This is a genomic window from Micromonospora sp. NPDC049903 (genome assembly GCF_044460945.1).
GTDB lineage: Bacteria > Actinomycetota > Actinomycetes > Mycobacteriales > Micromonosporaceae > Micromonospora.
This window is the reverse complement of record NZ_JBITKL010000010.1, coordinates 32,934-56,305: the sequence shown is the minus strand read 5'-3', so window position 1 is coordinate 56,305 and position 23,372 is coordinate 32,934. Positions and strand designations below refer to the sequence as shown.

Below are 23,372 nucleotides of genomic sequence, written 5' to 3'. Positions count from 1 at the left end.
GCCGCCCCCCCCCGCGGCGGCCCCCCCCCCCCCGCGGGGGGGGGCCCCCCCGGGGGGGGGGGCGCCCCCCGGCCCCCCCCCGCCCCCCCCCCCCCCCCCCCCCCCACCGCCGCCGAGTCGGCGTCCGCGGTGGAGTAGACCACGGCGGTACGGATGCCCAGCTCACGGCAGGCCCGCAGGATGCGCAGCGCGACCTCGCCCCGGTTGGCGATGAGCACCTTCTCGAACACGGTCCACCACCTCAGGCCGGGTCCAGGGCGACCAGCGGCTGGTCGTACTCCACCGGCTGGCCGTCGGCGACCAGCACCTCGGTCACCCGTCCGGCCCGGTCGGCGGTGATCTCGTTCATCAGCTTCATCGCCTCGACGATGCCCACCACCTGCCCGGGTCGTACCAGGTCGCCGACGGTCACGAAGGGCGCGGCACCGGGCTCCGGCGCCCGATAGAAGGTGCCGACCATGGGCGAGCGCACCGCGCTGCGAGGGACCGGCGGCACCGGCGGCGCACCGGCTCCGACCGGGACCGTGGGTACGGGCGGCGCGGGGTGTACGGGCGGCGCAGGGTGTACGGCCGACGTGCCGGGTACGGAGGTGAGCGGGCCGGATCCGGCCTCGTGCTGCCATTCCACCTCCAGCTCGGCCCCGCCGGCGCACAACCTGAGGCGGCGCAACGGACCGGGCAGCTCGGCGACGAGTCGGCCGACGTGCCGCCGCAACCCGGTCAGCGCGGCCTCGGTGTCCGCCTCGTCACGCGCTCCGGACTCCGATCCGGCGAGGTCCGGCCGGTGCGGGTCCGATCGGTGCGGGTCCGATCGGTGTGACTCCGTCGCGCCGGACGCGGCCGGTGCGGGCGGCGGGCAGGTGGGCTCCGGAACGTGCTCGTCCCTCGGCGTCGGGGCGGGCGCCGGCTGCCTCACGGCTGCCGCTGGCCGGTCGACCGGTGCCGCGACAGCGAGCCCCGGCAGGCCGCCCTCCGGGCCGCCCGGCACCGGCGGCCGGACCGTCGGGGTACCGGCGACGGCGGGCACGGTGCCGCCCGGGGCGCTCACCGGGCACCCGCCCGCAGGCCGGTCCGGGCCGCGCCGAACCGGCGGAACCGGCGTCGGCGGCGCTGCACCAGCGTGGCGACCGGCAGTTCCAGCAGCGGCAGCAGGTTCGTCAGCACCGCCTCACGGACCGCGTGGGCCACCGCCTCCGGGTCGTCGGCGGCCGAGCCGGGCGGTTCGGGCACCACCTCGTCGACGATGCCGAGCCGGACCAGGTCCGGGGCGGTCAGCTTCAGTGCCCGGGCCGCCTCCGGCGCGGCGGTCCGCCCCGGCCAGAGGATCGCGGCGCAGCCTTCCGGGCTGATCACCGAGTAGACCGCGTGCTGGAGCATCAGCACCCGGTCGGCGACCGCGAGGGCGAGCGCGCCGCCGCTGCCGCCCTCGCCGGTGACCACGGTGACGACCGGGGTGGGCAGCACGCTCATCGTCAGGATGTTCTCCGCGATGGCGGCGGCCTGGCCGTGCTCCTCGGCGGCGATGCCGGGGTCCGCGCCCGGGGTGTCCACCAGGGTCACCACCGGCAGGCCGAGCCGGGCGGCGAGTCGCATCAGCCGCAGCGCCTTGCGGTGCCCGGCCGGGCTGGCCATGCCGAAGTTGCGGGCCACCAGTTCGGCACTGGTGTGTCCCTTCTGGTGCCCGATCACCATCAGGTGCCGGCCGTCGAGCCGGGCCAGTCCACCGACCACGGCCGGGCAGTCGCCGCGCAGCCGGTCGCCGTGCAGTTCGGTGAACCCGTCGAAGGCGGTCTCCAGGTAGTCCAGCGTGGTCGGGCGGGCGGGGTGCCGGGCCAGTCGTACCGTCGCCCAGGCGTCCCGGGTCGTCGGCTCCGGGTCCACGACCGGGCCGACGGGACGCGCCGACATGGGCGTGACGCCGGGTCGACGCCCGCCGGCCGCGGCGGCGGCGAGCAGCGTCGTCAGCCGGGCGCGCAGCGCGTGCCGGGGCACCACCATGTCGACCTGGCCGTGCCGCAGCAGGAACTCGGCGGTCTGGAAGCCCTCCGGCAGGTTCCGTCCGGTGACCTGGCGGATCACCCGGGGGCCGGCGAAGCCCATCCGGGCGCCGCTCTCGGCGATCACCAGGTCGGTGCAGGTGGCGAACGAGGCGGCCACTCCCCCGTACGTCGGGTCGGTGAGCACGCTGACGGTGAGCAGCCCGGCCTCCCGCAGCGCGGCGATCGCCTGGCTGACGGTGGCCATCTGCATCAGGGACAGGGCGCCCTCCTGCATCCGGGCACCTCCGGAGGCGGTGACCAGGACCAGCGGGACGCCGGACGCCAGCGACTCCTCGGCGGTGCGGGTGATCAGTTCACCGACCGCGCTGCCCAGGCTGCCGCCGAGGAACCGGAAGTCCATCACGGCGAGCGCGCACCGGTACCGGCCGACGGTGGCGGTGCCGCAGAGCACCGCCTCGGCGAGGCCGGTGTCGGCGCGGGCGGCGGTGAGCCGGTGCGGGTACGGCAGCACGTCGACGAAGCCGATCGGGTCCACCTCGACCGCGCGGTCCGGCAGCGGCTGGAAGGAGGACGGGTCGACCAGTTGACGAACCCGCTCGGGTGCCGCGAGTCGGGCGTGCCGGCCGCACTCGGGGCAGACGTCGAGGTTGCGCCGCAGCCGTTTGCGATACAGCAGGGTGGCGCAGCCGCCACAGCGCGACCAGAGCGTCCCGTCGGCCGGCGCGGTGGCGGTCACGACCGGGGCCCGTCGAAGTGGTAGAAGCAGCGGGCCATCGCGTCGCGGGGGGACCGCCAGGTCGGCAGGTACGGCGAGACGTACGGACTCAGTCGGGCGCTGACCCGCTGGAACTCGGGATGGTCCCGGACGGCGGCGACCGCCTCGTCGCCGGGTGACTCGGTTTCCAGCAGGTGCACGTACAGGTCACCGAGCCGGTAGAGCGACCGGTGCCGCACACCGACCAACCGGGGCAGCTCGGTGGTGTCGGACTCGGCGAAGATCTCGGCGACGGTGGCCTCGGCGGTCGGGTCCACCTTCGCGACGATCAGCGTGCGGTCCATGCTGGACCTCCCCCCATGGGCCGGTGGTGACACCACCGGGTGCCCGGACGACTGCGGCCACGATGCGCCGCCGCGCGTCACCCCGGCGTCACCGGAATCTCGGTCCACAAGGACGGTTGGTGACGTTCCGTTGACGCATGCTGTGCCCCACCTGTGTGCTACCGAACACCATGATCATCGCAAGTACGCAGTTCAGAGCCCCACTCATGAAGCAAGTTAAGTTACTAAGCCGATACCGTCGTTGACTCAGAGTAACTGTGATTGATAATCTTCACGACGGAACCGACCCGTCCCGCAGGGGGTACCGCCGTGGCCGCCGAACCACCCGCGCCGACCACCGGCGAACACCACACCACCGAGGTACGACTGCACCTGCTGGGCGGTTTCCGGCTCACCCACGACACCGCACCGGTGGTGGTGCCCCGAGGGCTGCAACGGATCATCGCGCTGATCGGGCTCCGGCCCGACGCGACCCGCGCCCACCTGGCCGGGCTGCTCTGGCCCGAGGCCGGCGAGGACCGCGCCCTCTCCTCACTGCGCACCGCGCTGTGGCGGCTGCGGCAGGATCCGTACTGCCCGTTGACCACCACCGCCGACACCATCCGCCTCGACCCGCTGGTCACCGTGGACGTCGACCGGCTGGTCGAGACCGCCGCCCGGGTACGCGACGGCCAGGCGCCCGAGGACGCCGCCGAGGCGCTCGCCGCCGGGCGGCACGACCTGCTGCCCGGCTGGTACGAGGACTGGGTGCTGACCGACCGGGAACGGCTGCGCCAGCTCCGGCTGCACATGCTGGAACAGGTCGCCGCCCAGCATCTGACCGCCGGACGGCACGGCGAGGCCCTCGAGGCGGCGCTGGAGGCGATGGCCGCCGAACCGCTGCGCGAGACGCCGCACCGGCTGGTGGTCCGCATCCACCTCGCCGAGGGCAACGCCTTCGAGGCGGTACACGCCTTCTATGTCTACCGCGACCTGCTGCTGCGGGAACTGCGCCTGGAACCGTCCCCGGCGATGAGCGCGCTGCTCGACGAGACGCTGGAACCGATCCGCCGGGCCACCCGGGTACCGGCCGAGACCCGCCACCCGGGCGGCCGGGCGCGGTTCCGGACCCGCTGACCCGCCGGATCCGCTGACCCGCCGGTGGCGTCACCGGCCCGACCGGTCGCGTTGACGGGCAGGTGACAGTCCGCCGGACAGGGTGACACCGGACAGCCGTCCGTGGCCCGGCCAGATGCCCGGGCGGGAACACCGGTGAAAGGGGTCCGATGAGCCGTCTAGTGATCGTGAACAGGATCATCCCGGGAGCGGAGGGACGGGTGGCGCAGATATTCGCCGAGTCCGACGCGACCGAACTGCCCAGCCTGACCGGGGTACGCCACCGGTCCCTGTACTGCCTGCACGACCTGTGCGTACACCTGATGGAGACCGACGACGTCGGCACCGACGCCCTCGCGGCGGCCCGCAACCACCCGCTGTACCGCGAGGTCAACGAGCGACTCTCCGCGCACACCTCGCCGTACCTGCCGACCTGGCGCTCCCCCCGCGACGCGATCGCCAGCTGCTTCTACCGCTGGGACGCCGCGGACGTCCCGGCGCCCCGCGTGGCCGGCTGACCGGCGGTCGGCTGATGTCCACCCGAGCGCCGCACGTGCTGGTCATCGGCGCGGGCACCGGCGGTCTCTGCCTGGCGCACGGGCTGCGCCGGGCCGGGATCAGCGTCGCCGTGTACGAGCGGCACCGGACCCGGGCCGACGGACTGCTCGGCTACCGGGTGGGCATCGGGCCCACCGGCAGCCGGGCGCTGCGCGACTGCCTGCCGCCTGAGCTGTTCCAGATCTACCTGGCCACCTGTGCCCGCTCGCCCCGCTACTTCAACGTGCTCACCCAGCGGATGCGGCACACCGCGTCGTTCCCCTTGCGACCGGACACCGACCCGGTGGACACCGAACGGTCGGTGGCCCGGATGACGCTGCGTCAGGTGCTGTTGACCGGCATGGAGGACGTGGTGCACTTCGACCGCACCTTCACGCACTACGAGCAGCACGACGACGGTACGGTCACCGCGTACTTCGCCGACGGCACCAGCGCCGTCGGCGACCTGCTGGTGGCGGCGGACGGCACGCACTCCGCGGTCCGCCGGCAGTACCTGCCGCACGCCACCGTCCGGGACGCCGGCACCGTCAACATCGCCACCCGGATCCCGCTCACCGCACACACCCGGGGACTTCTGCCGGAGACCGTCCGGCGCGGCATCTCGCTGATCTTCGGGACCGGTGGGGTGATGGGCGTCCTGCACGTGATGGAGTTCAAGTGGGACGACGACGGACGACTCAAGCCGGACCTCCCGCCCGCCGACGCGGCCCTGCTGGCCGACTGGCCGGGGCTGCGACACGACCCGACCCGCGACAACATCAACCTGGTGGTGTGGAGCACCGCGCGGCGCTTCCCGGCGGACGTGCTGCGCCGTCGGGGCGGGGAGCTGGTCCAGGTAGCGCTGGAGTTGACCGCCAACTGGCACCCGACCCTGCGCGAACTGCTCAGCCGCGCCGACCCGGACAGCGCCCTGCCGATCCGGGTGTCCACATCGGAGTCTGTGCCGCCCTGGAAGAGCAGCACCGTCACGCTGCTCGGTGACGCGATCCACACCATGACGCCGGGTCGGGGTGTCGGCGCCAACACCGCGTTGCGCGACGCCAACCTGCTGCGGCGGCACCTGGTGCACGCCGTAGCCGGCGAGAAGACGCTGGTGCAGGCGGTGGCCGACTACGAGGCGGCCATGCTGCCGTACGGCTTCGCCCGGGTGGCAGACTCGTTGAACCGTAGCGGCACCAACGGTGACGACCGGATGTACAAGCCGGTGTTCGGCCGACTCGCGCTGCTTGGCGCACGCGGGTACTTCCGGGTCACCAGCCGGGTGCCCCCGCTGCGCCGCAAGTTCGTCGACGACTTCTATACCTATCGCGGCGAGGAAGACTGATCCGTCCCCACCCGACCCCCGGCACGACGACCCCGTGCCGGGGGTCGTCGTGCCGGGGGTCGTGGTGTACCCACCGTGTCCACACCGTCCGTTCCGCCTCGGACACCTGCGGTGAACCCCGTCCCGCGAGTACGGACTGTTACATGGCCTGCCTGTTGCCCCGGCCCCACGTGTGCGAAGCTGCGGCGAGCTTTTTTCGCGACGATTCGGACGTAGGACTTCAGGGAGGTTTACCGTGGGCGACTCCTTCGGGAGCTGGCTGATACTGCTCGTGGCGCTGCTGGCAGGTCTGGCGGTGGGCTGGGTGCTGCTGCGCGGGCGACGGGGCGAACCTCCCGCGTCGGCCACCGCGAGCACCACCACCAGCGAGCCGACCCCGGCCGCCACCGAGACCGAGCCGACCCCTGCCGCCGTCGAGACCGCACCGGCCCCCGCCGCTAGCATTGCGGAACCGGCCCCGACCGCGGTGGAGACCGAGCCGGCTCCGACCGCGGTGGAGACCGAGACCTCAGCCGCCGAGACCGCGCCGGCTCCGACCAGCGTCGAGACCGCGCCCGTCGCCGAGACTGAGACCTCCACCGCTGTCGAGCCCGAGCCGGCGTCGACCATCGTCGAGACCGCGCCTGCGGTGGACGTCGAGCCGGCCGCCACCCAGCCGGTGGTCGACGCGCCGGTGAGCACCGACACCGCCCCGGCCGAGGACGTCGTCACCGCGCCGACGACCGTCGACGCGACGGCGGCAGCCGAGCCCGAGCCCGCCCCGGCGGTGTCCGCCGCATCGGTCACCACCGAGCCGGTCACCACCGAGCCGGTCACCCCTGAGCCGGTCACCCCGGACCCCGTCGCCGAGCCGGCCGTCACCGAGTCCGCCACGTCGCCGGTCATCCCTGAGCCCACCGCGTCGCCGGTCACCACCGAGCCGGTCGCTGCCGAGCCGGTCGCCGCCGAGCCGGTCGCTGCCGAGCCGGTGGCACCCGCCGAGCCGGTGACCGCCGCGTCCTCGGTGGCCGCGCCCGCTGCCGGAGCGGCGGACGACTTCCGACGTATCCAGGGGGTCGGGCCGAAGATCGCCGCCGCGCTGCAGGGCGCGGGCATCCTCACGTACCGGCAGTTGGCCGAGCTGGACGAGGCCGCGCTGCGGGAGGTCATCAAGGGTGCCGGGCTGCGCGCCACCGCGAGCCTGGTCACCTGGCCACAGCAGGCGAAGGTGCTGGCGGCCGGCGGCACCGACTGACGGCACGCCCACACGGGCCGCCGACGCGGACGGGTCTTCGGACCGTCCCGGGTCGGCGGCCCGTTCCGTTGCGGTCACCGTGTTGCCGGTGATGGTGTCCGGGGACACGGCCCGTCGACGGGGACGCGCCGCCCTCCGTTTGGCCGTTCGGTCCGTCTGGGTACAAGGCCCGGCACCGTGCAACCCACCGGACCGTGGAGGAAGCCATGCGTGGCACGTCGATATTCGGAGTCCTGGTCGTGATCTGGCTCATCATCGGCGCGGTCGCCGCCGGTCAGCGCGGCTACTACGACAACGAGGAGACCAACTGTGCCGAGTTGGGCACCATACTGGTGACCATCGTCGCCGGGCCGCTCAACTACGTCGGCGCCAACCCCCAGGTCGAATGCGAACTGCCGCAGCCCTCGCAGTGACTCTTCCCGGGTGGCGCCGGGTGACCCCCACCCGGCGCCCCCAGCACCCCAGCATCACCCGTCGGCGCACACCTGCACGTAGAAGATCACGCTCGATCCGGGATCGAGTGGCTGGCGTCGCGCTACGAGGCCACTCGATCCCGGATCGAGCGTGATCTTGCGGAGATAGCGACGGTCACCGGCCCAGGACGGGGGTGCCGGGGCGGACGGGACCGGCCCCCCGCGCCCGGTCACGACGGACCAGGCGGCGGAGGGCCGGGCGTACGTACGTGGGTCAGCGGAAGCAGTGCGCCACGGGCACCCGGCTTCCCTCACAGTTGGTGGGGTTGTTCTCGATGACGACGGTATCGTCGTCGATCTTGATCTGGGCCCGCTCGACATGCGCGCCACCGGCCTGCACGGTCGCCCGGTTGCCGGTCACCTGGCTGCGATAGAGCGAGGCGGTCCCGGCGGTGACGAACAGCCCGGCACCCAGGGACTGCGGCCCGACCGCCGCGTTGGCCTGCACGTCGCTGCCGCGCACCAGCAGGTTGGACTTCTCGGCGTAGATGCCGCCCCCGTTGCCTCGGGTGGTGTTGTCCTGGATCACGCTGTCGTCCAGCGGCAGCAGGCCCTGGACGGTGGAGATACCGCCACCGGCCACCGCGGCCAGGTTGTCCCGGATCGTCATCTGCCGCAACACCAGCACCGCGTCCGAGTTGGCCAGGCCACCGCCGGTCTGGGCGCTGTTGCCGATCACCGCGCTGTCGAAGACCTTGGTACGCGCGGAGAAGCTGGCCAGGCCACCGCCCTGCCCGGCGTTGTTCTGCACGAAGGTGGAGGAGTACACGTCACCGGCGGCCCGGAAGTTGGCCAGGCCACCGCCGTAGCTGACCGCGCTGTTGTGCCGGAACTCGGTGCGGTGCATGGTCATCACACCGCCGTTGAGCAGGCCCCCACCCTTGCCCTGGGCACCGGCGGCACGGTTGCCGATCAGCCGGCTGTCGCTGATCTGGAGGTTGCCGTCGTTGAAGATGCCTCCACCGCCGCCCTCGGCGGACAGCGAGGTGCTGTTCACCACGGTGACTCCCTCGACCACGGCGGTCGCGCCGTGCACCACGAAGAGGCTGCCGCCCTCCACCTTCGACCGACCGTTGCGCAGGGTCACGTCACGCAGGGTCAGCTCACCGCCGTCCCGGACCGTGAAGAACCGGAACTCCTCGGCGTCGGCGGCGCGCACGATGGAGGCGCCGGAGCCCTCGATGGTGATGCCGTGATAGATGACCGGCAGTCCGGCCTTGTCGTCGGCCGGGTCGCGCGGCGGCGCCTCCGCGTCGCCCGGGGTCTCGGCGGCGTCCGCGGCCTCCCGCGCGTCGCGGATACCACCGTCGTACTCGTCGACCTGCGCGAAGGCGTGGGTCAGGGTGTAGGTGCACTCCTCGGCCAGGCGCAGCGTCGCGCCGCCCTCGGCGTTGGCGCGGACCAGCGCCGCGATGAGTCGGGCGGAGTCGCACGGCACCTTGATCGTCTCGGCTCGCGACGGACGACCGTTGCGGGCCGGTCGGTCGGCGGACGCGTCGTCGCCACGATCGGAGGCGGCGCCGTCGCGACGGCCGTCCCGCGCGCCGTCCGGTTCGCCACCGTCGTGCCGCCACTCGGGGCGCTGCCGGTCCGGGCGCTGCCGCGCGGAGTCGGGATCGGGGCCGGCGTCCGGGACGCCGGGGACGTCGGAGTACATCGCGGCGGGCCGTCCCGGGCTCGGCGCCGGTGTGTTGTTCTCGTTGGCGGAGGCGACGGCGGTCACGCCCGCCGCCCCGACCACCAGGGTTCCCGCCATCAGGCCGCCGGCCAGCAGCCAGCGGGACCGCCGTGCGGGTCGACCCGACCCGGGGCTGCCTCGGTAGGTGGACATCAAGGTTCCTGCCTCTCGTGCATGCGAAGACACGGCCGCGCCGAACCGGGCGCGGGGTGGCGGACGTCGCCTCCGCCACCAGAGGTCACCGTACGGCGATCAAAGGTTCATATCCGGCATACGTGAATAAGTACGCCGCTCGCGTTCATGTTGTCTCAGAGAGGACCCGGATCATCCGCCGACGTGGATGCCCGGCCGCCGGGCCGGGTCCGGCTCGGACTTGCGCAGGATCTCCCGGACCACCGGCGGCGTGTCGCCCCGCCCCAGGATCAGATACCGCAGCAGGTGCGCGATCGGGTTGCCCTCGGACCACTCGAAGTGCGCGTGCGGGCGTACCCCGGTGGCGTCACGCAGCGCCAGCAGGATCGCGGCGATGGCGTTCGGCGCGGCCGGGCTGCTGGCCCGCAGCACCCGGTACCCGCCCACCTCGACGCCGCACACCCGCAGCACGTGGCGGAACCCGGACGGGTCCACCACGTCGATCTCCAGGAACAGCACGTCGGTCGCGCCCGGCACCGGGTTCAGCCCACGCTGGGCGCGCTCCTTGATGGTGTACTCCTTGACCGCGCCGCTGCGCCGCTTGTGGGCGATCACGTGCAACCGGCCGTCGTGCGCCACCGAATCGGCGACGAAGCGCCGCGCCACCTCGTCGAACTCGACCCGCTCGGCCCGCAGCTCGGTGGTCCGGCTGACCCGGGAGACCAGCGAGACGGCGATGATGCCGAGGATGAACAGGCCGGAGATGGCGATCCCGTCCGGCTTCTCGATCACGTTCTCCACCAGGGCGTACACCAGCACCAGGGTGAGCACGGTGAAGCCGACAGAGGCGGCGCGCTGCCGCCGGGCGACCGCGGCGATGGCCACCGCCACCGACGCGGAGACCATCATCGCCAGGATCCCGGTCGCGTACGCGCCGGCCTGCGCGTCCACGTCGGCGCGGAAGAGGACGGTCAGCACGATGCAGACCAGGGTGTAGACGATCACCACGGGCCGTACCGCACGCGCCCACTCCGGCGCCATGCCGTACGAGGGCAGGTAGCGCGGCACGATGTTGATCAGCCCGGCCATCGCCGAGGCGCCGGCGAACCAGAGGATCAGCACGCTGCTCAGGTCGTAGACGGTGCCGAACGCCTCGCCGACGTGTTCGTGGGCGAGGTAGGCCAGCGCCCGCCCGTTGGCCGCACCGCCCGGCGCGAACTGCTCGGGCGGGATGAGCAGCGTGGTGACGAAGGTGGTGGAGAGCAGGTAGACCGACATGATCAGCGCGGCGACGGTGAGCAGTCGCCGGGTGTTGCGGATGCGCGCGGCCAGCCGGGCCTCGGCGTCCCGGCCCTCCCCGGCGACCAGCGGCATCATGCTCACCCCGGTCTCGAAGCCGGAGAGTCCCAGCACCAGCAGCGGGAACGCCAGCGCCGCGGTCAGCGCCACGCCGCCCGGTCCGCCGCCGCCCGTGGTCAGCGCCGCCGTCCAGTCCGCCAGCGGGGCGGGATCGGCGGCGAGGTCGGTCAGCGACACCACCACGATCACCGCGTTCAACGCCAGGAACACGGCGACCAGTGGCACCGCCACCGCCACCGCCTCCCGGAAACCGAGCAGGAACACCCCACCCAGGATCAGCAGCAGCACCACGGTGACCCCGACCGCCACGGCGGGCCCGCCGAACGCGTCCGGCAGGTACGGGTTCTGCAACATGTGCACCGTGGCGTCGGCCGAGGAGAGCGTGATCGTCACGATCCACGAGGTGGCCACGAAACCGAGCAGCACCAGGACGAAGACCTTGCCCCGCCAGAACGGCAGCAGCCGTTCGAGCATCGCCACCGACCCCTGGCCGTGCGGGCTGTCCCCGGCCACCCGGCGGTACATCGGCAGCATGCCGAACAGGGTCAGCGCCACGATCAGCAGCGTCGCCAGCGGGGAGAGCGCCCCGGCGGCCAGCGCGGCGATGCCGGGCAGGTACGACAGGGTGGAGAAGTAGTCGACGCCGGTCAGGCACATCACCCGCCACCAGGCATGCGACCGGGTCTGCCCCTCGGCCGTCTCCGGTCCGACCGGCTGCACCTGGTGCACGAACAGCCACTGGCGCAGCCGGCTCTCCGGCCGGGCCGGTCCGGCCGGCACCGCGACCCGGTCGGGCACGGTGACCCGTCGACCGGCCCGTTCGCCGGGGCGGGTGGGGTCCCGCGCGGCACGCAGCGACGGTTCCGGTGTCCCGGACGCCGGGCGGCGCCGGTCCCGGCCCCGTCGCGCTCTGGTCCCGTCCCCCATCGCGGTCAGCCGCCGGGCGGTGCGGCCAGCGCGCGGGCCAGGGCGGCGGGGTCGTCGACGGTCACCGTCAGCCCGGGATGGCGCGGACGGCCGCCCGGCAGCAGCGCCGGCACCGGTCGCGCGAAGCGGACGCAGAGCCCGGTGGCGGTGGAACTGCCGAAGGTGACGCCGAGGTCGGCGGCGGACAGGCGCGGACCGACCACCCGCCACCAGCGGTACGGGCCGGTGGTCTCGGTGTCCAGGACGTTCGCCCGTTCGGTGCGCAGCCGCCAGGGCCCGAACCGCACCGTCAACGTGTCGCCGTCGACCCGTACCCAGGCGGTGGAGGGCCGTACCCCGAGCAGGGCCAGGAGCGGGCGCAGCGGCGGGTCGAACCGGAACGGGAAGCGGTGTGTGGTCATCCCCGGACCCGCCGGCCGACCCGGTCCCCCGGCCGACTCGGACGAGGCGGTGCGGCGGGGCGCGGGCGGGGCCGTGCGGCGGGACGCCGGAAGGCAGCGGTCATGGGCGCCGCGTACCCCGCGAAGGCCGGCCGACACCCCCCTGGCCGGCCGGCCTCCTGTTCCCCCCGTGCTCACATACCGGGCGACGTCGCCCGGGCGGGTCGGATGCCCCCGTGCCTCGCCGTCGGGCGAGACGCGGGGACCCCCCGTCCCGGCTACTGCAGGAATGCCCCGAGGGGCGACAGCAGCAACCGACCGAGCGCGGAGGCCGTCTGGTCCAGCCGCGCGCGCTCGCGCTCGTGTCGATGCGGGTCGTGCCGGCATCGCCAGATCCGTTGTGCGTTGCGCCAGGCGACATCCCGGGTGTACTCGATCAGCTCACCCTGGTACCAGTCGTCGATGTCGCCGTTGACCATGTCGATGAGCAGCTGCCACTGCTCCAGGTAGCCCCGGCGCAGGCCGGGGATCTTGTCGGCGAAGATCCGGTTGATCTCCAGGTAGTCGCGGTGCTGGTCGCTGCCCTCGACCGGCTCCGACTCCAGGTAGTCGAACGTCGTGACCAGGGCGAACGGCAGGTCGAAGTTGATGTGCGCGTTGACGCCGGCCGCCGCCGACGGCAACGGCCGGGCGTCCGGGCCGCGCATCCGCTCGAACAGGCAGGCCCACGCCTTGGGCGTACCGGGGCTGGAGTCGCTCCACATCCGCAGCGCGTCGAAGTAGCGGGCGGCGAACTCGACGTCAAGCCGGGACAGGAAGACCGGGTCGACGAACCGGTCGGCGTAGAGGCCGTCCAACACGCTCGTGGTGATGGTGAGGTAGAGCTTGTTGAAGTCGGCCAGCGGGCAGCTGTCCAGCAGCGGTGGCAGCCGGACCAGCATGTCCTGGAGCTTGGTCAGGTGGTCGACGACGGCGGGCACGTCGGCCGGGTGATCGGCGAGCAGGTCCACGATGTCCCGGTGCACTGGCCCCCAGACCGGTTCACTCACGCTGCCCCCTCGCTGCTCCCGGCGTCGCGATCCGACGCCGGGCACAGCCTTTCAGGCGGGGACACCGCCGACATCAGTAGAACTACGTATCCGACACCGACACCCGACTACGCAGGAAGATGGCGCTCGCCTGCACCCGGGTACGTACGTGGAGCTTGTCGAAGATGTGCGAGACGTGTACGCCGATGGTCCGTTCGCTGATGAACAGCCGCTGGCCGATCTCCTTGTTGGTCAGCCCCTCGGCCACCGCGGCGAGCACCTCGCGCTCCCGCGCGGTCAACGCGGCCAGCTCGTCACCGGCGCCGGGCGGCGGCTCGACCCGGCCGGCGGGGCGTTCCTCCAGCTCCACCCGGGCCCGGCCGGCGAGGGTACGGATCTCCTCGGTGAACGGCACCGCGCCGAGGCCCTGCGCCGCCTGGTACGCCTGCCGGAGCAGTCGGCCGGCGGTCGCCGTACGGCGGCGGCGGGCCAGCAGCGCCTCGGCCTGGCGCAGTCGCGCGTAGGCCGCCGGATACGGATGGTTGCGGCGATCCCACTCGGCTGCCGCCCGCCCCCACAGATCCGGGTCGCTGTCGTCGAGTCGGCTCACCTCGGCCGCGCAGAGCGCCAGGTAGCCGTCGACCACGTCGCGCACCGGACGGGCCGCGGGCACGCTCCGCCCGGCCACCCGGTCGGCGATCTCCCGCAGCCGGCGTACCGCGCTCTGGTCGACCGCGACGGTGCGGCTGGCGTGCGCCTCGGCCTCGGCGCGCAGCCCGTGCCAGACCAGCACGGCGAGGATCACCAGGTCGTCGGAGCGGGTCTCGGTCAGGCCGCGCTGCACCGCGTGCCGGGCCACGTCGTGCCGCCCCTGCCACATCGCCAGCCCGGCGCGCAGGGTGAGCAGCGGGATGACGTGCCGGGCACCGCCGCCGGCCAGCATGGTGGCCGCCGCGTCCAGGTCCCGGGCGGCGGCCTCGACGTCGCCGTACCCGACCGACAGCTTGCACCGGGCCAGCAGCAGCTCGACCGCGTCCGCCCCGGACGGGCGGTGCCGCAGCGCCGCCGCGATGACCTTCTCCGCCTCGGCCCACTGCCCCACCCGGAACAGCCCGTTGGTGGCGACGGCCAGCAGCCGCGTCTCGTATGCACGACCCAACCCCAACTCGGCCACCCGCTCGGCGCCCCGGCGGGCCACCACCACCCCCTCCTCGAGGATGTTCAGCGGCCCGGTGAGCAGCTCGGCCAGGTGCAGGTAGGCCCGCGCCACGTCCTCCGGGCGACCGGCCCGCTCGGCGGTGTCCAGCGCCCGCCGCAGCACCGCCAGGCCGGCGTCCGGATCCTCCAGGTACGCCTCGGAGAAGCCCAACGCCGCGCTGGCCAGCACCACTTCGGTGGTGGCTCCGTCGACCTGCTCCGCCAGGGCCAGCGCCTCCCGCGCGCGCTGGCCCGCGTCGGCGTACCGGCCGAGGTACACCAGCAGGTCCGCCAGGTGTGCGGCGGCGGCGGCCCGCTGTCGGGGCGTGCAGTCCGCGGCGTCCAGCGCCTGTTGGTACTCCACCTCGGCCAACGCCGACCGTCCGGCGGCGGCCAGATATCGCGCCCGCCGGATGTGCAGCTCGCAGGCGGGTGGGCCGGTGTCGGTGGCGGCCAACTCCTCCAGCAGGGCGAGCGCCCGGGCGTACTCACCGCTCTTGTGCGCGGCCTCGGCGGCCTGCCCCAGCAGCGCCGCCCGGTCGACCCCGGCCCGCCCCTGGCTCAGCTCCACCGCCACCGACCAGTGCCGGTGCGCCTCGGCGTAGCCGTACAGCCGCTCGGCCTCCTCGGCGGCGGCCACCGCCGCCGGCAACGCCCGTTCCGGCTCACCGGCCAACCGCCAGTGGTACGCCAGCCGGGCCTGGTGCAGCTCGCCCGGCGCGGCAGTCAGCGCCTCGGCGTAACGCCGGTGCAGCAGGGCGCGTTCGGCGGGCAGCAGCTCGTCCTCCAGCACCTCGGCGACGAGCCGGTGCCGCAGCCGGTAGCCGTCCTCGGAGCCGACCAGCAGCCGGTGCGCGACGGCGGCCCGGACCGCGACGAGCAGGTCCTGCTCCGGCAGCCCGACCACCTCGGTGAGCAGCCGGTGCTCGACCGGCTCCACCCCGGCGGCGACCGCGTGCACGGCCTGGTGCGCCGGTTGCGGCAGCGCGTCCACCCGGGCCAGGAACACCTCGCGCAGCGTGTCGGACAGGTCGTCGCGGCCGTCGCGCAGGTCCCGCGACAGCTCCTCCACCACGAACGGGTTGCCCCCGCTGCGTTGCCACAGCCGGTCGGCCGCCTCGGGCGCGAGCGGGGCCCGGACGATCGCCGCGGCGAGTTCCTCGGTGGCGGCACGGTCCAGCGGCGCCAGGTCCAGCACCCGCACCGACCGCAGCCGACGCAACTCGGTCAGCACCCGGCGCAGCGGGTGCGCGCCCTGCAACGACTCCGACCGGACCGCCGCCAGCACCGACAGTTGCAGGTCGCCCAGACCGGCGAGCAGATAGAGCAGCAACTGGCGGGTGGTCCGGTCGACCCACTGGAGGTCGTCAAGGACGAGCACCAGCGGGCGACCACCGGCGATCACGCCCAGTCCCCGGGACACCCGTTCCAGCAGCGCCCCGGCACCGTCCGGCCCGGTCGCGTCCTCGGCGAACACCCCGAGCAACGCGCGCACCGACGCGGTGGCGGCCGGCGGGAGGTCCGCGTCGAGGCGCCGCAACGCCTGCCGCAACGGGTGCAGCGGTGAGGCGTCGCCGATGTCCAGACAGGAACCGGTGAGCACCAGCGCCCCGCCCGCGCTCAACTGCCCGCCCACCTCGTGCAGCAGCCGGGTCTTGCCCACGCCGCTCTCGCCGGTGAGGAAGACCCCGGCCGTGTTTCCCGGCGCCACGTCGTCGAGCAACGCGGCGCGTACCGTCGCCACCAGGTCGGCCCGACCGACGAGCGGTGTGGTGTCCACGTCGCTGGCCATGGCTCGCAGCCTAGTCACAGCCGCCGCCCCCGTTCTACCGCCGCCGCGCCGCCCCTCCCCCACTCGCGTCGACATTGCGACCGAAGGTTGCGCTCGGCCGACATACGTCGTTCGGCAGATCCGCCGTCGGACCGGGGATGACAGTCTCCGGGACATCGTTGGCACGCACGGGGGGAGAGGCGGGTGCGATCTCGATGCCCATGTCGGTTGTCGCAGGTCAGCCGGCTCAGCGGGGGCGCTGGCCGGTAGCTGAGGAACGACGGACGTTGACTGTCCTCTTCGTCGACATCGTCGGGTCGACACGTCTGGTCGACCGGCTCGACCCGGAGGACGTCCGCACACTGCAACGGGTCTACTTCCGCACGGTCGCCCGGGTGCTGCGGCGCTGGGACGGCGTGGTGGAGAAGTACGTCGGCGACGCGGTGATGGCGTTGTTCGGCGCGCGGGCCGGGGACGGCTTCGAGGCGTACCGGGCGGTGCGGGCCGGGTTGGAGGTCCAGCGGGCCCTGGACCGCCGGCCGCTGGCGACCGCGCCCGGGCTGCGGGTCCGCGTCGGGGTCGCCACCGGCGAGGCCGTGGTGGACCTGGCCGCCGGGCGCGACGGCGGGCACGGCATGGCCAGCGGCGCGGTGATCACACTCGCCGCCCGCCTCCAGGAACACGCGCCACACGGCGGTGTGGCGGTCTGCGAGACCACGCACCGGGCCGTCGCCGGCCTGATCGCGCTGCGCCCGGTGCCGGCGGTGACGGTCAGCGGCAAGACGCTGCCGGTCGGCGTCTGGCACGCCGTGGGCACGCTGCCGCCCCGGCCGCCGCGCCACGACACGCCGCTGGTCGGCCGGCACCGGGAGCTGGCCGCCGTCCGGGAACAGCTCGCCGAGGCGGTACGCGGACACGGCGTCCGGCGGCTGGTGCTGACCGGTCCGTCGGGCAGCGGACGGAGCCGGTTGCTGCGCGAGCTGGCCCGCAGCACGCCGACGCTGGACGGGGTACCGGTGCGGTGGTGCCTGACCGCCTGCCCGCCGTACCCGGACGGGCCGCTGGCACCCGTCGTGGAGCTGGTGCGGACGCTGGCCGGCAGCCGCACCGCCGCCACCGGCACCGACGTGCTCCGCGACCGGCTGGCCGCCGCCCTGGGCGGATCGGTGTCGGGCGAGCACCTGGCCGCGGCATTGGACACAGTGGACGATCTGGTGACCGGCGGCGGGGCCGCCGGTGCCCGAGCGGCGATGCGCTGGCGGGACGTCCTGCTCGGGCTGGCCCGCCGACAGCCGGTGGTGGTGGCCGTGGACGACCTGGACCGGGCCGCCCCAACACTGCGCCGGCACCTGGACGCCCTGGTCGACCTGGCCACCGCGGACGGCCTGCCGCTGGTGCTGGTCGGCACCGGGGCGAGCGTCGACTCCGCCCGGCCGACGGCCCGGGTCCGGTTGCGTCCGCTCGACACGGTGACCGTCGGTCGGCTGCTGCGTCGCCTGCTGCGCCGGGCCGGTCAGCCGGGCGGCCTGGTAGGGCGGCTGATCCCGCTGGTCGGCGGCAATCCCGGACGGGCGGTGGCGTACGTGCGGTCGCTCGCCGGGGCGGACCCGGCGCGGCTTGCCGTGCCGGAGAGCATCCGGCGGGCCGCCGAAGCCCGGCTGGACCGGCTGGACGGCCCCCGGCGAGCGGCTCTGATGGCGGTCGCCGCCCTTCCGCCCGGCTGTCCCGTCGCGGACCTGGCGCGGGCACTCGGCTGGGCGGCGGCGCAGGTGGAGGCGGCCCTGCGCGCGCTGACCGGGGCGGGCCTGCTCGTCCGGTTGCCCGCCGGCGGGCACGCGTTCGTCGACCCGGCGCTGCGGGAGGTCGCCGTCGCCCGGCTTCCCCGGGCGACCCGGGCCACCTTCACCCGCCGGGCCGGTGTCCCGGCCACCGACGCGCCGCCTCCCGAGCCGGCAACGGCACGGTCCGCAGTCGCGCGGGCGGCATCGACGCATCCAGGATCGGTTCGGTCGGGACCGACCCGGTCGCAACCGGCCGCGAGGTCGGCGCGGTCCGCATCGGCGGCGCGGCCGGCGCAGTCCGCATCGGCGGCGCGGCCGGCGCAGTCGACACCTGCCGCGAGGTCGGCGGCGGCCGCAGGGTCGGCGCGGTCGTGGTCAGCGAGCGGCCAGGAAGGACAGCGCGCGCTCCCAGGCGAGCGCGGTGGCGGCCGGATCGTGGTCGGCCTCGGCCGGATCGGTGAACAGGTGACCCGCACCCGGGTAGCCGTACCCGGTGACGTGGGCGCCGGCGGCGGTCATCTCCCGCCGCCACTGGTCGACCTCGTCCGGCGGGTCGTACGGATCCGGGTCGGCCAGGTGCAGCTCGACCGCCAGCCCGGGCCGGACGTCGGCGGGCGCGCCGCCGGTGCCGTGGAACAGCAGCAGGCCGCCGCTGTCGGGGCGTTCGGCCAGCATCGCGCCGGCCACCCCGGCGCCCATCGAGAACCCGGCGAGCACGGCGTCAGGCGGGAGCCCGTGCAGCGCGGCCCGGGCGCGGTCCAACACGGTCTGCTGCCCGATCCGGTCCAGCAGGGCGAAGCCCTCCTCGACCGTGTCCACGGCGGGTACTCCGTACAGGTCGGGCGCGTGCACCTGGTGTCCGGCGGCGCGCAGCCGCTCGGCGGCGTCCCGCACCGCAGGCCGCAGCCCGTACACGGAGTGGAAGAGTGCGACATGTCCCATTCGCTCATCGTGCCGGACGGCACCGACAGCTTCGGCCCGGCACGCGCGGGCACCCCGGTCAGTCTCGGCCGGCGCCGTCCGGTCCGCCGGCCGGTGCCTCCGAGCCCGGTCCGTCGTCCGGCCGCGCCGGAGCCGTTACGCCATCCCGGGCACCGGCGTCCGGCCGGAGGACCCGGCTGTGCCCCCGGAACTCGGCGATTACCTGCCCGTCCGCGCGGCTCACCGTGACGTCGTAGATCCCGCTGCGGCCGTACCGGGTCCGTTCCGTGGCCCGGGCGACCAGCACGTCCCCCTCGCGGGCCGGACGGACGAAGGTGATCTCGCCGCCGGCCGCGACGGTGGCCGGGCCGTGGCTGTTGCAGGCCAGTGCGAAGGCGGTGTCGGCGAGCAGGAAGACGAAGCCGCCGTGGGCGATGCGGTGGCCGTTGACCATGCTGTCGGTGACCCGCATCCGGGCCGTCGCGGTGCCGTCCGCGGCGCTGACCAACTCGATGCCGAGCCGGTTCGACGCCACGTCGGCCTCGAACATCTCGTGCGCGGCGGTGCGGAGGTCCACCTGGCTCCCGACTGTGGGTCGGCGGGGCCCTGCGCCCCGGGGACCGCCATCATGCCACCGTCGACCGGGGCGTCCGGCCCGGTGGGTCCGCGACGACGACCGGGCCGGATCGGTGTCCCCGATCCGGCCCGGCACTGATCATCGCTCCGCCATTGTCCCGCAGTTGCACATTGTTGGCAACAAGGCTGGACAACGGCCCGTCGATGTAACTAGCCTGCTCGCCATGAGTCCTTACATCACCGATGCCGCCGCATGGCAGGAGAGCTGGGACCGGCAGCAGGAGGCGTACCTGCCGGACCGGGAACACCGCTTCACCGCCATGCTCGACGCGGTCGAGGCGGTCCGCGAGACCGCCCCGCCGCGGCTGCTGGACCTGGCCGGCGGCACCGGCACCATCTCGCTGCGCGCGCTGCGCCGCTTCCCCGACGCCGAGCTGACCCTGGTCGACCTCGATCCGGCGCTACTCGCCCTCGCCACCGCCTCGCTCGGCGACCGGGCCACCATCGTCACCGCCGACCTGACCCGGCCGGACTGGGTGGACGCCCTGCCGCATCGCGGTTACGACGCGGTGCTCACCGCCACCGCGCTGCACTGGCTGCCCGCCGACCGACTGACCGGGCTCTACACCGAGCTCCGCGAGCTGCTGCGCCCCGGCGGCCTGCTGGTCAACGCCGACCACATGCCCGACGACACCCTGCCCGAGCTGACCAAGCGCCTGCTCGCCAAGGCCGAGGCGCGCCGGGCGGCGCGGTACGCGGCGGGTGCGGTGCCCTCCTGGGCGCAGTGGTGGGAGCACGCCGCACAGGACCCGGAGCTGCGGTCCCTCGTCGAGCGTCGCCACGCCATCTATCCGACCGGGCACAGCCAGGAGTGGAGCCCGCCGGTCTCCTGGCATCTCGGCGCGCTCTCCGAGGCCGGATTCACCGAGGTCGGCACGCTCTGGCGCGGCGGCGCGGACGCGGCGGTCGTCGCCGTCCGGTGACCGCCCGCGTGGCGGCCACCGGACGGACCGGTCAGCGGGCCCGACGTTCCGGGTGCGCCCGGTTCCAGGCCCGCATCCGTTCCGGATAACCGACCTTGGTCGCCTCGTACAGCGGGATGGTGTGCTTACGGGCCATCTTCCCGGCGGCCCGGGGCGTCCCGGTACGCCGTCGGATCCACTCGCCGTCGTGCGCGATGGCGACCACCGTGGTGTCGGTGGCGGTGGTCTCCGGTTCGAGATAGAACTCCACCCCCTGCCGACTGGTCGCGAACTCCTCCAGCGAGGCGAGGTCCTCCGGGGTCGCCTCGCGGTCCAACTTCGTCGGGGTGCCCTCTGCGGCCCGGGGCCGCCGGCTGAACCAGCCCATACCCGGCTCCTCTCCTCGGCGTACCTCCCAGTGCAGCACCCGGACCTGGCAGTTCCCTGGACGGCCGGTGCACGGGCCCTGGTCGCTACGCCTCCGGCCGGGGAGGACCCGCCCGCTCCGGCTCCGGGACGCCCGCCCGCTCCGGCTCCCCCGTGGCGCCGGAGACGGGCGGACGGGTGACGCGTACCAGCAGCAGGGTCGGCAGCAGCAGCAACGGCACCACCAGCAACGCGTGCAGCGTGCCGATCCGGTCGCCGAGCAGCCCCAGCAACGGCGGGCCGGCCAGGAACGCGGTGTAACCGATGACCGCGACCACGCTGACCCGGACGTGGGCGTGCTCCTCGTCGTCGGCGGCGGCGCTCATGCCGACCGGGAAACCGAGCGAGGCGCCGACCCCCCACAGCACCACACCGACCACCGCGACCGGACCGGAACCGGCCAGGATCGCCACCCCGGCGCCGACGATGGCGAGCAGGATGGTCACGGTCAGCACCGGCACCCGCCCCCACCGGTCCAGGGCCACCGTGCCGAGCGTGCGGCCCACGGTCATGCCGGTGACGAAGACGGCGAAGACCGCCGCGCCAGCCGCCTCGCTGAAGCCGTACCCGTCGATGAAGGCGACCGCGATCCAATCGTTGGCGCTGCCCTCGGCGAACGCCGCCGCCAGCACCACCAGACCGATGAGCAGGGTGCGCGGTTCCCGCCAGGCGGCGAGCAGGGACTTGCGACCGCCACCGGAGCCCTCGCCCTCCGTACCGGGTGCGGCGGGCAGGAACGCGCGGGCCCCCAGCAGCGTGCCGCCGAGCACCACCGCCGCCAGCACCCCGAGGTGGACGGCGATCGGCAGGCCGAGCCGGGCGGCCCCGGCGCCCAGACCGGCACCGGCCACCGAACCGAGGCTCCACGCCGCGTGGAACCGGGGCATCACCGTCCAGCCCAGGCGGCGTTCGACGATCGCGCCCTCGATGTTCATCGCCACGTCGCAACTTCCGGAGCCGTACCCGAGCGCGAACAGGCCCACCGCCACCCCGGGCAGCGAGCCGGCCACCGCCGACACCCCGGCCACGCTGAGGCCGAGGGCGACCACGGTGGTGGAGAACACCACCGCACGGGCCGCGCCGAGCCGCTGGGTGAGCAGGCCGGCGGTGGGCATCGCGACGATCGCGCCGATGGACATGGCGAGCAGGAGCAGGCCGAGGCGACCGGGGCTGAGCTCCAGCGCGTCGCGGACCGCCGGCACCCGGGAGAACCAGGTCGCGACGGCCAGCCCGTTGAGTGCGAACACCACCGCCACGCCGTTGCGGGCGGCCAGCACCGCCCGAGGCGGACCCGAGGAGACCGGCGGTGTGGCGGGCGTGCTGATGGCGGGATCCATGGAACTTCCCGGTCCTCTCGACGGTGGTGGGAGCGCAGGCAACGATCACACACCTGGGAGCGCTACCACCACAATCCACCTCCGGTCCTTACCCCTGGACCTTCGGCGAGGCATGATGCGGGTGGGAGCCCGCGTACCAGGCGGGCCGCAGGCAACAGGGAGACACCATGACCACGGCACGCCGGCCGGCAACCCTGGACGACGTCGCCCGAGCCGCCGGAGTCTCCCGCTCCACGGCGTCCCGGGTCATCGCGGGCAACGGGTTCGCGTCACCGACCGCTCGGGAGCGGGTACGCACCGCCGCGGACGAGCTCGGCTACGTACCCAACCCGGCTGCCCGGGCGCTGGTGCACGGCACCGGCGTACGGCTGCTGGTGGCGGTGGCCGGCACCGACCCGGCGGTCCTCGACGACAGCTATGTCGACCAGGTCCTCGGCGCCACCGCGCGGGTCTGCGCACCGCACGGGCTGGGCGTCACCGTCGACTGGGTGCCGCTGCACGCGCCGGAGCGGCTGGTCCGGTTGACCGACGACCGGGGAGTGACCGGCCTGATCCTGGTCAACACGACCGCGGAGCTGTTGGAGTTGGTGCCGCGCCGACTGCGCGGGCGGGCCGTGTCGATCGGAGTCGGCTCGGCCACCGTGCCGTCGGTGGACATCGACAACGGCGGCGCCACCGAGGCCATCGTCCGCCACCTCTACGCCGGCGGTCGCCGACGGATCGCGATGGTCACCGGTCCCCCCTGGCTGACCTGCGCCAACCGCTCCGTGGACGCGTACCGGGGATTGTTGCGTGACGCCGGCCTGCCGGCACGCGAGGTGGTCGGCGACTTCTCCGTGGAGCGGGGCCGCGCCGCCGCCCGCGAGGTGCTGCGCCGCTGGCCGGACACGGACGCGATCGTCGGGATCAGCGACGCGACCGCGCTGGGCGTGATCGGTCGGCTCCGCGCCGACGGCGTGCAGGTGCCCGGCGACGTCGCGGTGACCGGCTTCGACGACATCCCGCTGGCCGCCGTGACGGCACCGGCCCTGACCACCGCCAGCCACCCGGTCCGCCAGATCGCCAGCGCCGCCGCCACCATGGTGCTGGAACACCGGCACGCCCCGATGTGCACCCGCTTCCCGTCCGCACTGGTACGCCGCGACAGCGCCTGA

General features: G+C 74.2%; 18 protein-coding genes and 3 pseudogenes. 8 read left to right on the top strand and 13 right to left on the bottom strand.

Annotated features, from left to right (window positions below; translation table 11 throughout):
- Window positions 1–76: 76 nt before the first annotated feature.
- From ACIBO1_RS17465 to ACIBO1_RS17450, 4 genes and pseudogenes are all read right to left on the bottom strand, one after another.
- Window positions 77–230: pseudogene (locus ACIBO1_RS17465) on the bottom strand (biotin carboxylase N-terminal domain-containing protein); the annotation flags it as partial.
- Window positions 231–241: 11 nt separating this feature from the next.
- Window positions 242–1,048, bottom strand: coding sequence for an acetyl-CoA carboxylase biotin carboxyl carrier protein (gene accB, locus ACIBO1_RS17460; RefSeq protein ID WP_396747420.1), 807 nt, complete (start codon window positions 1,046–1,048; stop codon window positions 242–244).
- Window positions 1,045–2,736: an acetyl-CoA carboxylase carboxyltransferase subunit alpha gene (locus ACIBO1_RS17455; RefSeq protein WP_396747417.1), complete on the bottom strand. Its 1,692-nt coding sequence runs from the start codon at window positions 2,734–2,736 to the stop codon at window positions 1,045–1,047. The genes accB and ACIBO1_RS17455 overlap by 4 nt, the downstream gene beginning before the upstream one ends.
- Window positions 2,733–3,059 carry a TcmI family type II polyketide cyclase gene (locus tag ACIBO1_RS17450; protein WP_131056042.1) on the bottom strand — a complete coding sequence of 109 codons (327 nt, stop codon included), beginning with the start codon at window positions 3,057–3,059 and terminating at the stop codon, window positions 2,733–2,735. Before ACIBO1_RS17450 ends, ACIBO1_RS17455 begins: the two co-directional genes overlap by 4 nt.
- Window positions 3,060–3,368: 309 nt before the next feature.
- On the opposite strand from ACIBO1_RS17450, the gene ACIBO1_RS17445 reads away from it, so the two are divergent.
- The 5 genes from ACIBO1_RS17445 to ACIBO1_RS17425 all read left to right on the top strand — a co-directional run bounded on the left by ACIBO1_RS17445 (window position 3,369) and on the right by ACIBO1_RS17425 (window position 7,683).
- Window positions 3,369–4,175: a BTAD domain-containing putative transcriptional regulator gene (locus ACIBO1_RS17445; protein ID WP_396747413.1), complete on the top strand. Its 807-nt coding sequence runs from the start codon at window positions 3,369–3,371 to the stop codon at window positions 4,173–4,175.
- A 149-nt stretch (window positions 4,176–4,324) separates the two neighbouring features.
- Window positions 4,325–4,672, top strand: a complete 348-nt coding sequence (locus ACIBO1_RS17440) for a TcmI family type II polyketide cyclase (protein WP_131056046.1) — start codon at window positions 4,325–4,327, stop codon at window positions 4,670–4,672.
- Window positions 4,673–4,686: 14 nt separating this feature from the next.
- Window positions 4,687–6,036 carry an FAD-dependent oxidoreductase gene (locus tag ACIBO1_RS17435; RefSeq protein WP_396747409.1) on the top strand — a complete coding sequence of 450 codons (1,350 nt, stop codon included), beginning with the start codon at window positions 4,687–4,689 and terminating at the stop codon, window positions 6,034–6,036.
- Window positions 6,037–6,271: 235 nt separating this feature from the next.
- A complete protein-coding gene (locus ACIBO1_RS17430) occupies window positions 6,272–7,270 on the top strand; it encodes a hypothetical protein (protein WP_396747406.1) in 999 nt (332 codons plus the stop codon).
- 206 nt (window positions 7,271–7,476) lie between these two features.
- Entirely contained in the window at window positions 7,477–7,683 is a 207-nt protein-coding gene (locus tag ACIBO1_RS17425; RefSeq protein ID WP_117228195.1) for a hypothetical protein, read from the top strand.
- Between the two features lie 274 nt (window positions 7,684–7,957).
- Here ACIBO1_RS17425 and ACIBO1_RS17420 read toward each other — a convergent pair whose 3' ends face one another.
- From ACIBO1_RS17420 to ACIBO1_RS17400, 5 genes are all read right to left on the bottom strand, one after another.
- Window positions 7,958–9,574: a hypothetical protein gene (locus tag ACIBO1_RS17420; RefSeq protein ID WP_396747403.1), complete on the bottom strand. Its 1,617-nt coding sequence runs from the start codon at window positions 9,572–9,574 to the stop codon at window positions 7,958–7,960.
- Between the two features lie 171 nt (window positions 9,575–9,745).
- Window positions 9,746–11,839, bottom strand: a complete 2,094-nt coding sequence (locus ACIBO1_RS17415; protein WP_396747400.1) for an amino acid transporter — start codon at window positions 11,837–11,839, stop codon at window positions 9,746–9,748.
- Between the two features lie 5 nt (window positions 11,840–11,844).
- Window positions 11,845–12,240: a hypothetical protein gene (locus tag ACIBO1_RS17410; RefSeq protein ID WP_350697236.1), complete on the bottom strand. Its 396-nt coding sequence runs from the start codon at window positions 12,238–12,240 to the stop codon at window positions 11,845–11,847.
- Window positions 12,241–12,497: 257 nt separating this feature from the next.
- Complete coding sequence (locus tag ACIBO1_RS17405; RefSeq protein WP_396747397.1) at window positions 12,498–13,268, bottom strand: DUF5995 family protein; 771 nt, start codon at window positions 13,266–13,268, stop codon at window positions 12,498–12,500.
- An 82-nt stretch (window positions 13,269–13,350) separates the two neighbouring features.
- Window positions 13,351–16,236, bottom strand: a complete 2,886-nt coding sequence (locus ACIBO1_RS17400) for a helix-turn-helix transcriptional regulator (protein ID WP_396747394.1) — start codon at window positions 16,234–16,236, stop codon at window positions 13,351–13,353.
- Between the two features lie 137 nt (window positions 16,237–16,373).
- Between ACIBO1_RS17400 and ACIBO1_RS17395 the strand changes: the two are divergent.
- Window positions 16,374–17,612: pseudogene (locus ACIBO1_RS17395) on the top strand (adenylate/guanylate cyclase domain-containing protein); the annotation flags it as partial.
- A 759-nt stretch (window positions 17,613–18,371) separates the two neighbouring features.
- On the opposite strand, the gene ACIBO1_RS17390 reads toward ACIBO1_RS17395, so the two are convergent.
- Window positions 18,372–18,938, bottom strand: a complete 567-nt coding sequence (locus tag ACIBO1_RS17390; protein ID WP_350697390.1) for a dienelactone hydrolase family protein — start codon at window positions 18,936–18,938, stop codon at window positions 18,372–18,374.
- Window positions 18,939–19,095: 157 nt separating this feature from the next.
- Window positions 19,096–19,467: pseudogene (gene paaI, locus ACIBO1_RS17385) on the bottom strand (hydroxyphenylacetyl-CoA thioesterase PaaI); the annotation flags it as partial.
- A 250-nt stretch (window positions 19,468–19,717) separates the two neighbouring features.
- On the opposite strand from paaI, the gene ACIBO1_RS17380 reads away from it, so the two are divergent.
- Window positions 19,718–20,476, top strand: coding sequence for a class I SAM-dependent methyltransferase (locus ACIBO1_RS17380; RefSeq protein WP_396747391.1), 759 nt, complete (start codon window positions 19,718–19,720; stop codon window positions 20,474–20,476).
- A gap of 31 nt (window positions 20,477–20,507) precedes the next feature.
- On the opposite strand, the gene ACIBO1_RS17375 is transcribed toward ACIBO1_RS17380, so the two are convergent.
- Together ACIBO1_RS17375 and ACIBO1_RS17370 are read right to left on the bottom strand one after the other, a co-directional pair.
- Complete coding sequence (locus ACIBO1_RS17375) at window positions 20,508–20,843, bottom strand: hypothetical protein (RefSeq protein ID WP_396747388.1); 336 nt, start codon at window positions 20,841–20,843, stop codon at window positions 20,508–20,510.
- Between the two features lie 85 nt (window positions 20,844–20,928).
- Window positions 20,929–22,206 carry an MFS transporter gene (locus ACIBO1_RS17370; protein ID WP_396747796.1) on the bottom strand — a complete coding sequence of 426 codons (1,278 nt, stop codon included), beginning with the start codon at window positions 22,204–22,206 and terminating at the stop codon, window positions 20,929–20,931.
- A 179-nt stretch (window positions 22,207–22,385) separates the two neighbouring features.
- Here ACIBO1_RS17370 and ACIBO1_RS17365 point away from each other — a divergent pair, with 179 nt between their 5' ends.
- Window positions 22,386–23,372, top strand: coding sequence for a LacI family DNA-binding transcriptional regulator (locus ACIBO1_RS17365; protein ID WP_396747385.1), 987 nt, complete (start codon window positions 22,386–22,388; stop codon window positions 23,370–23,372).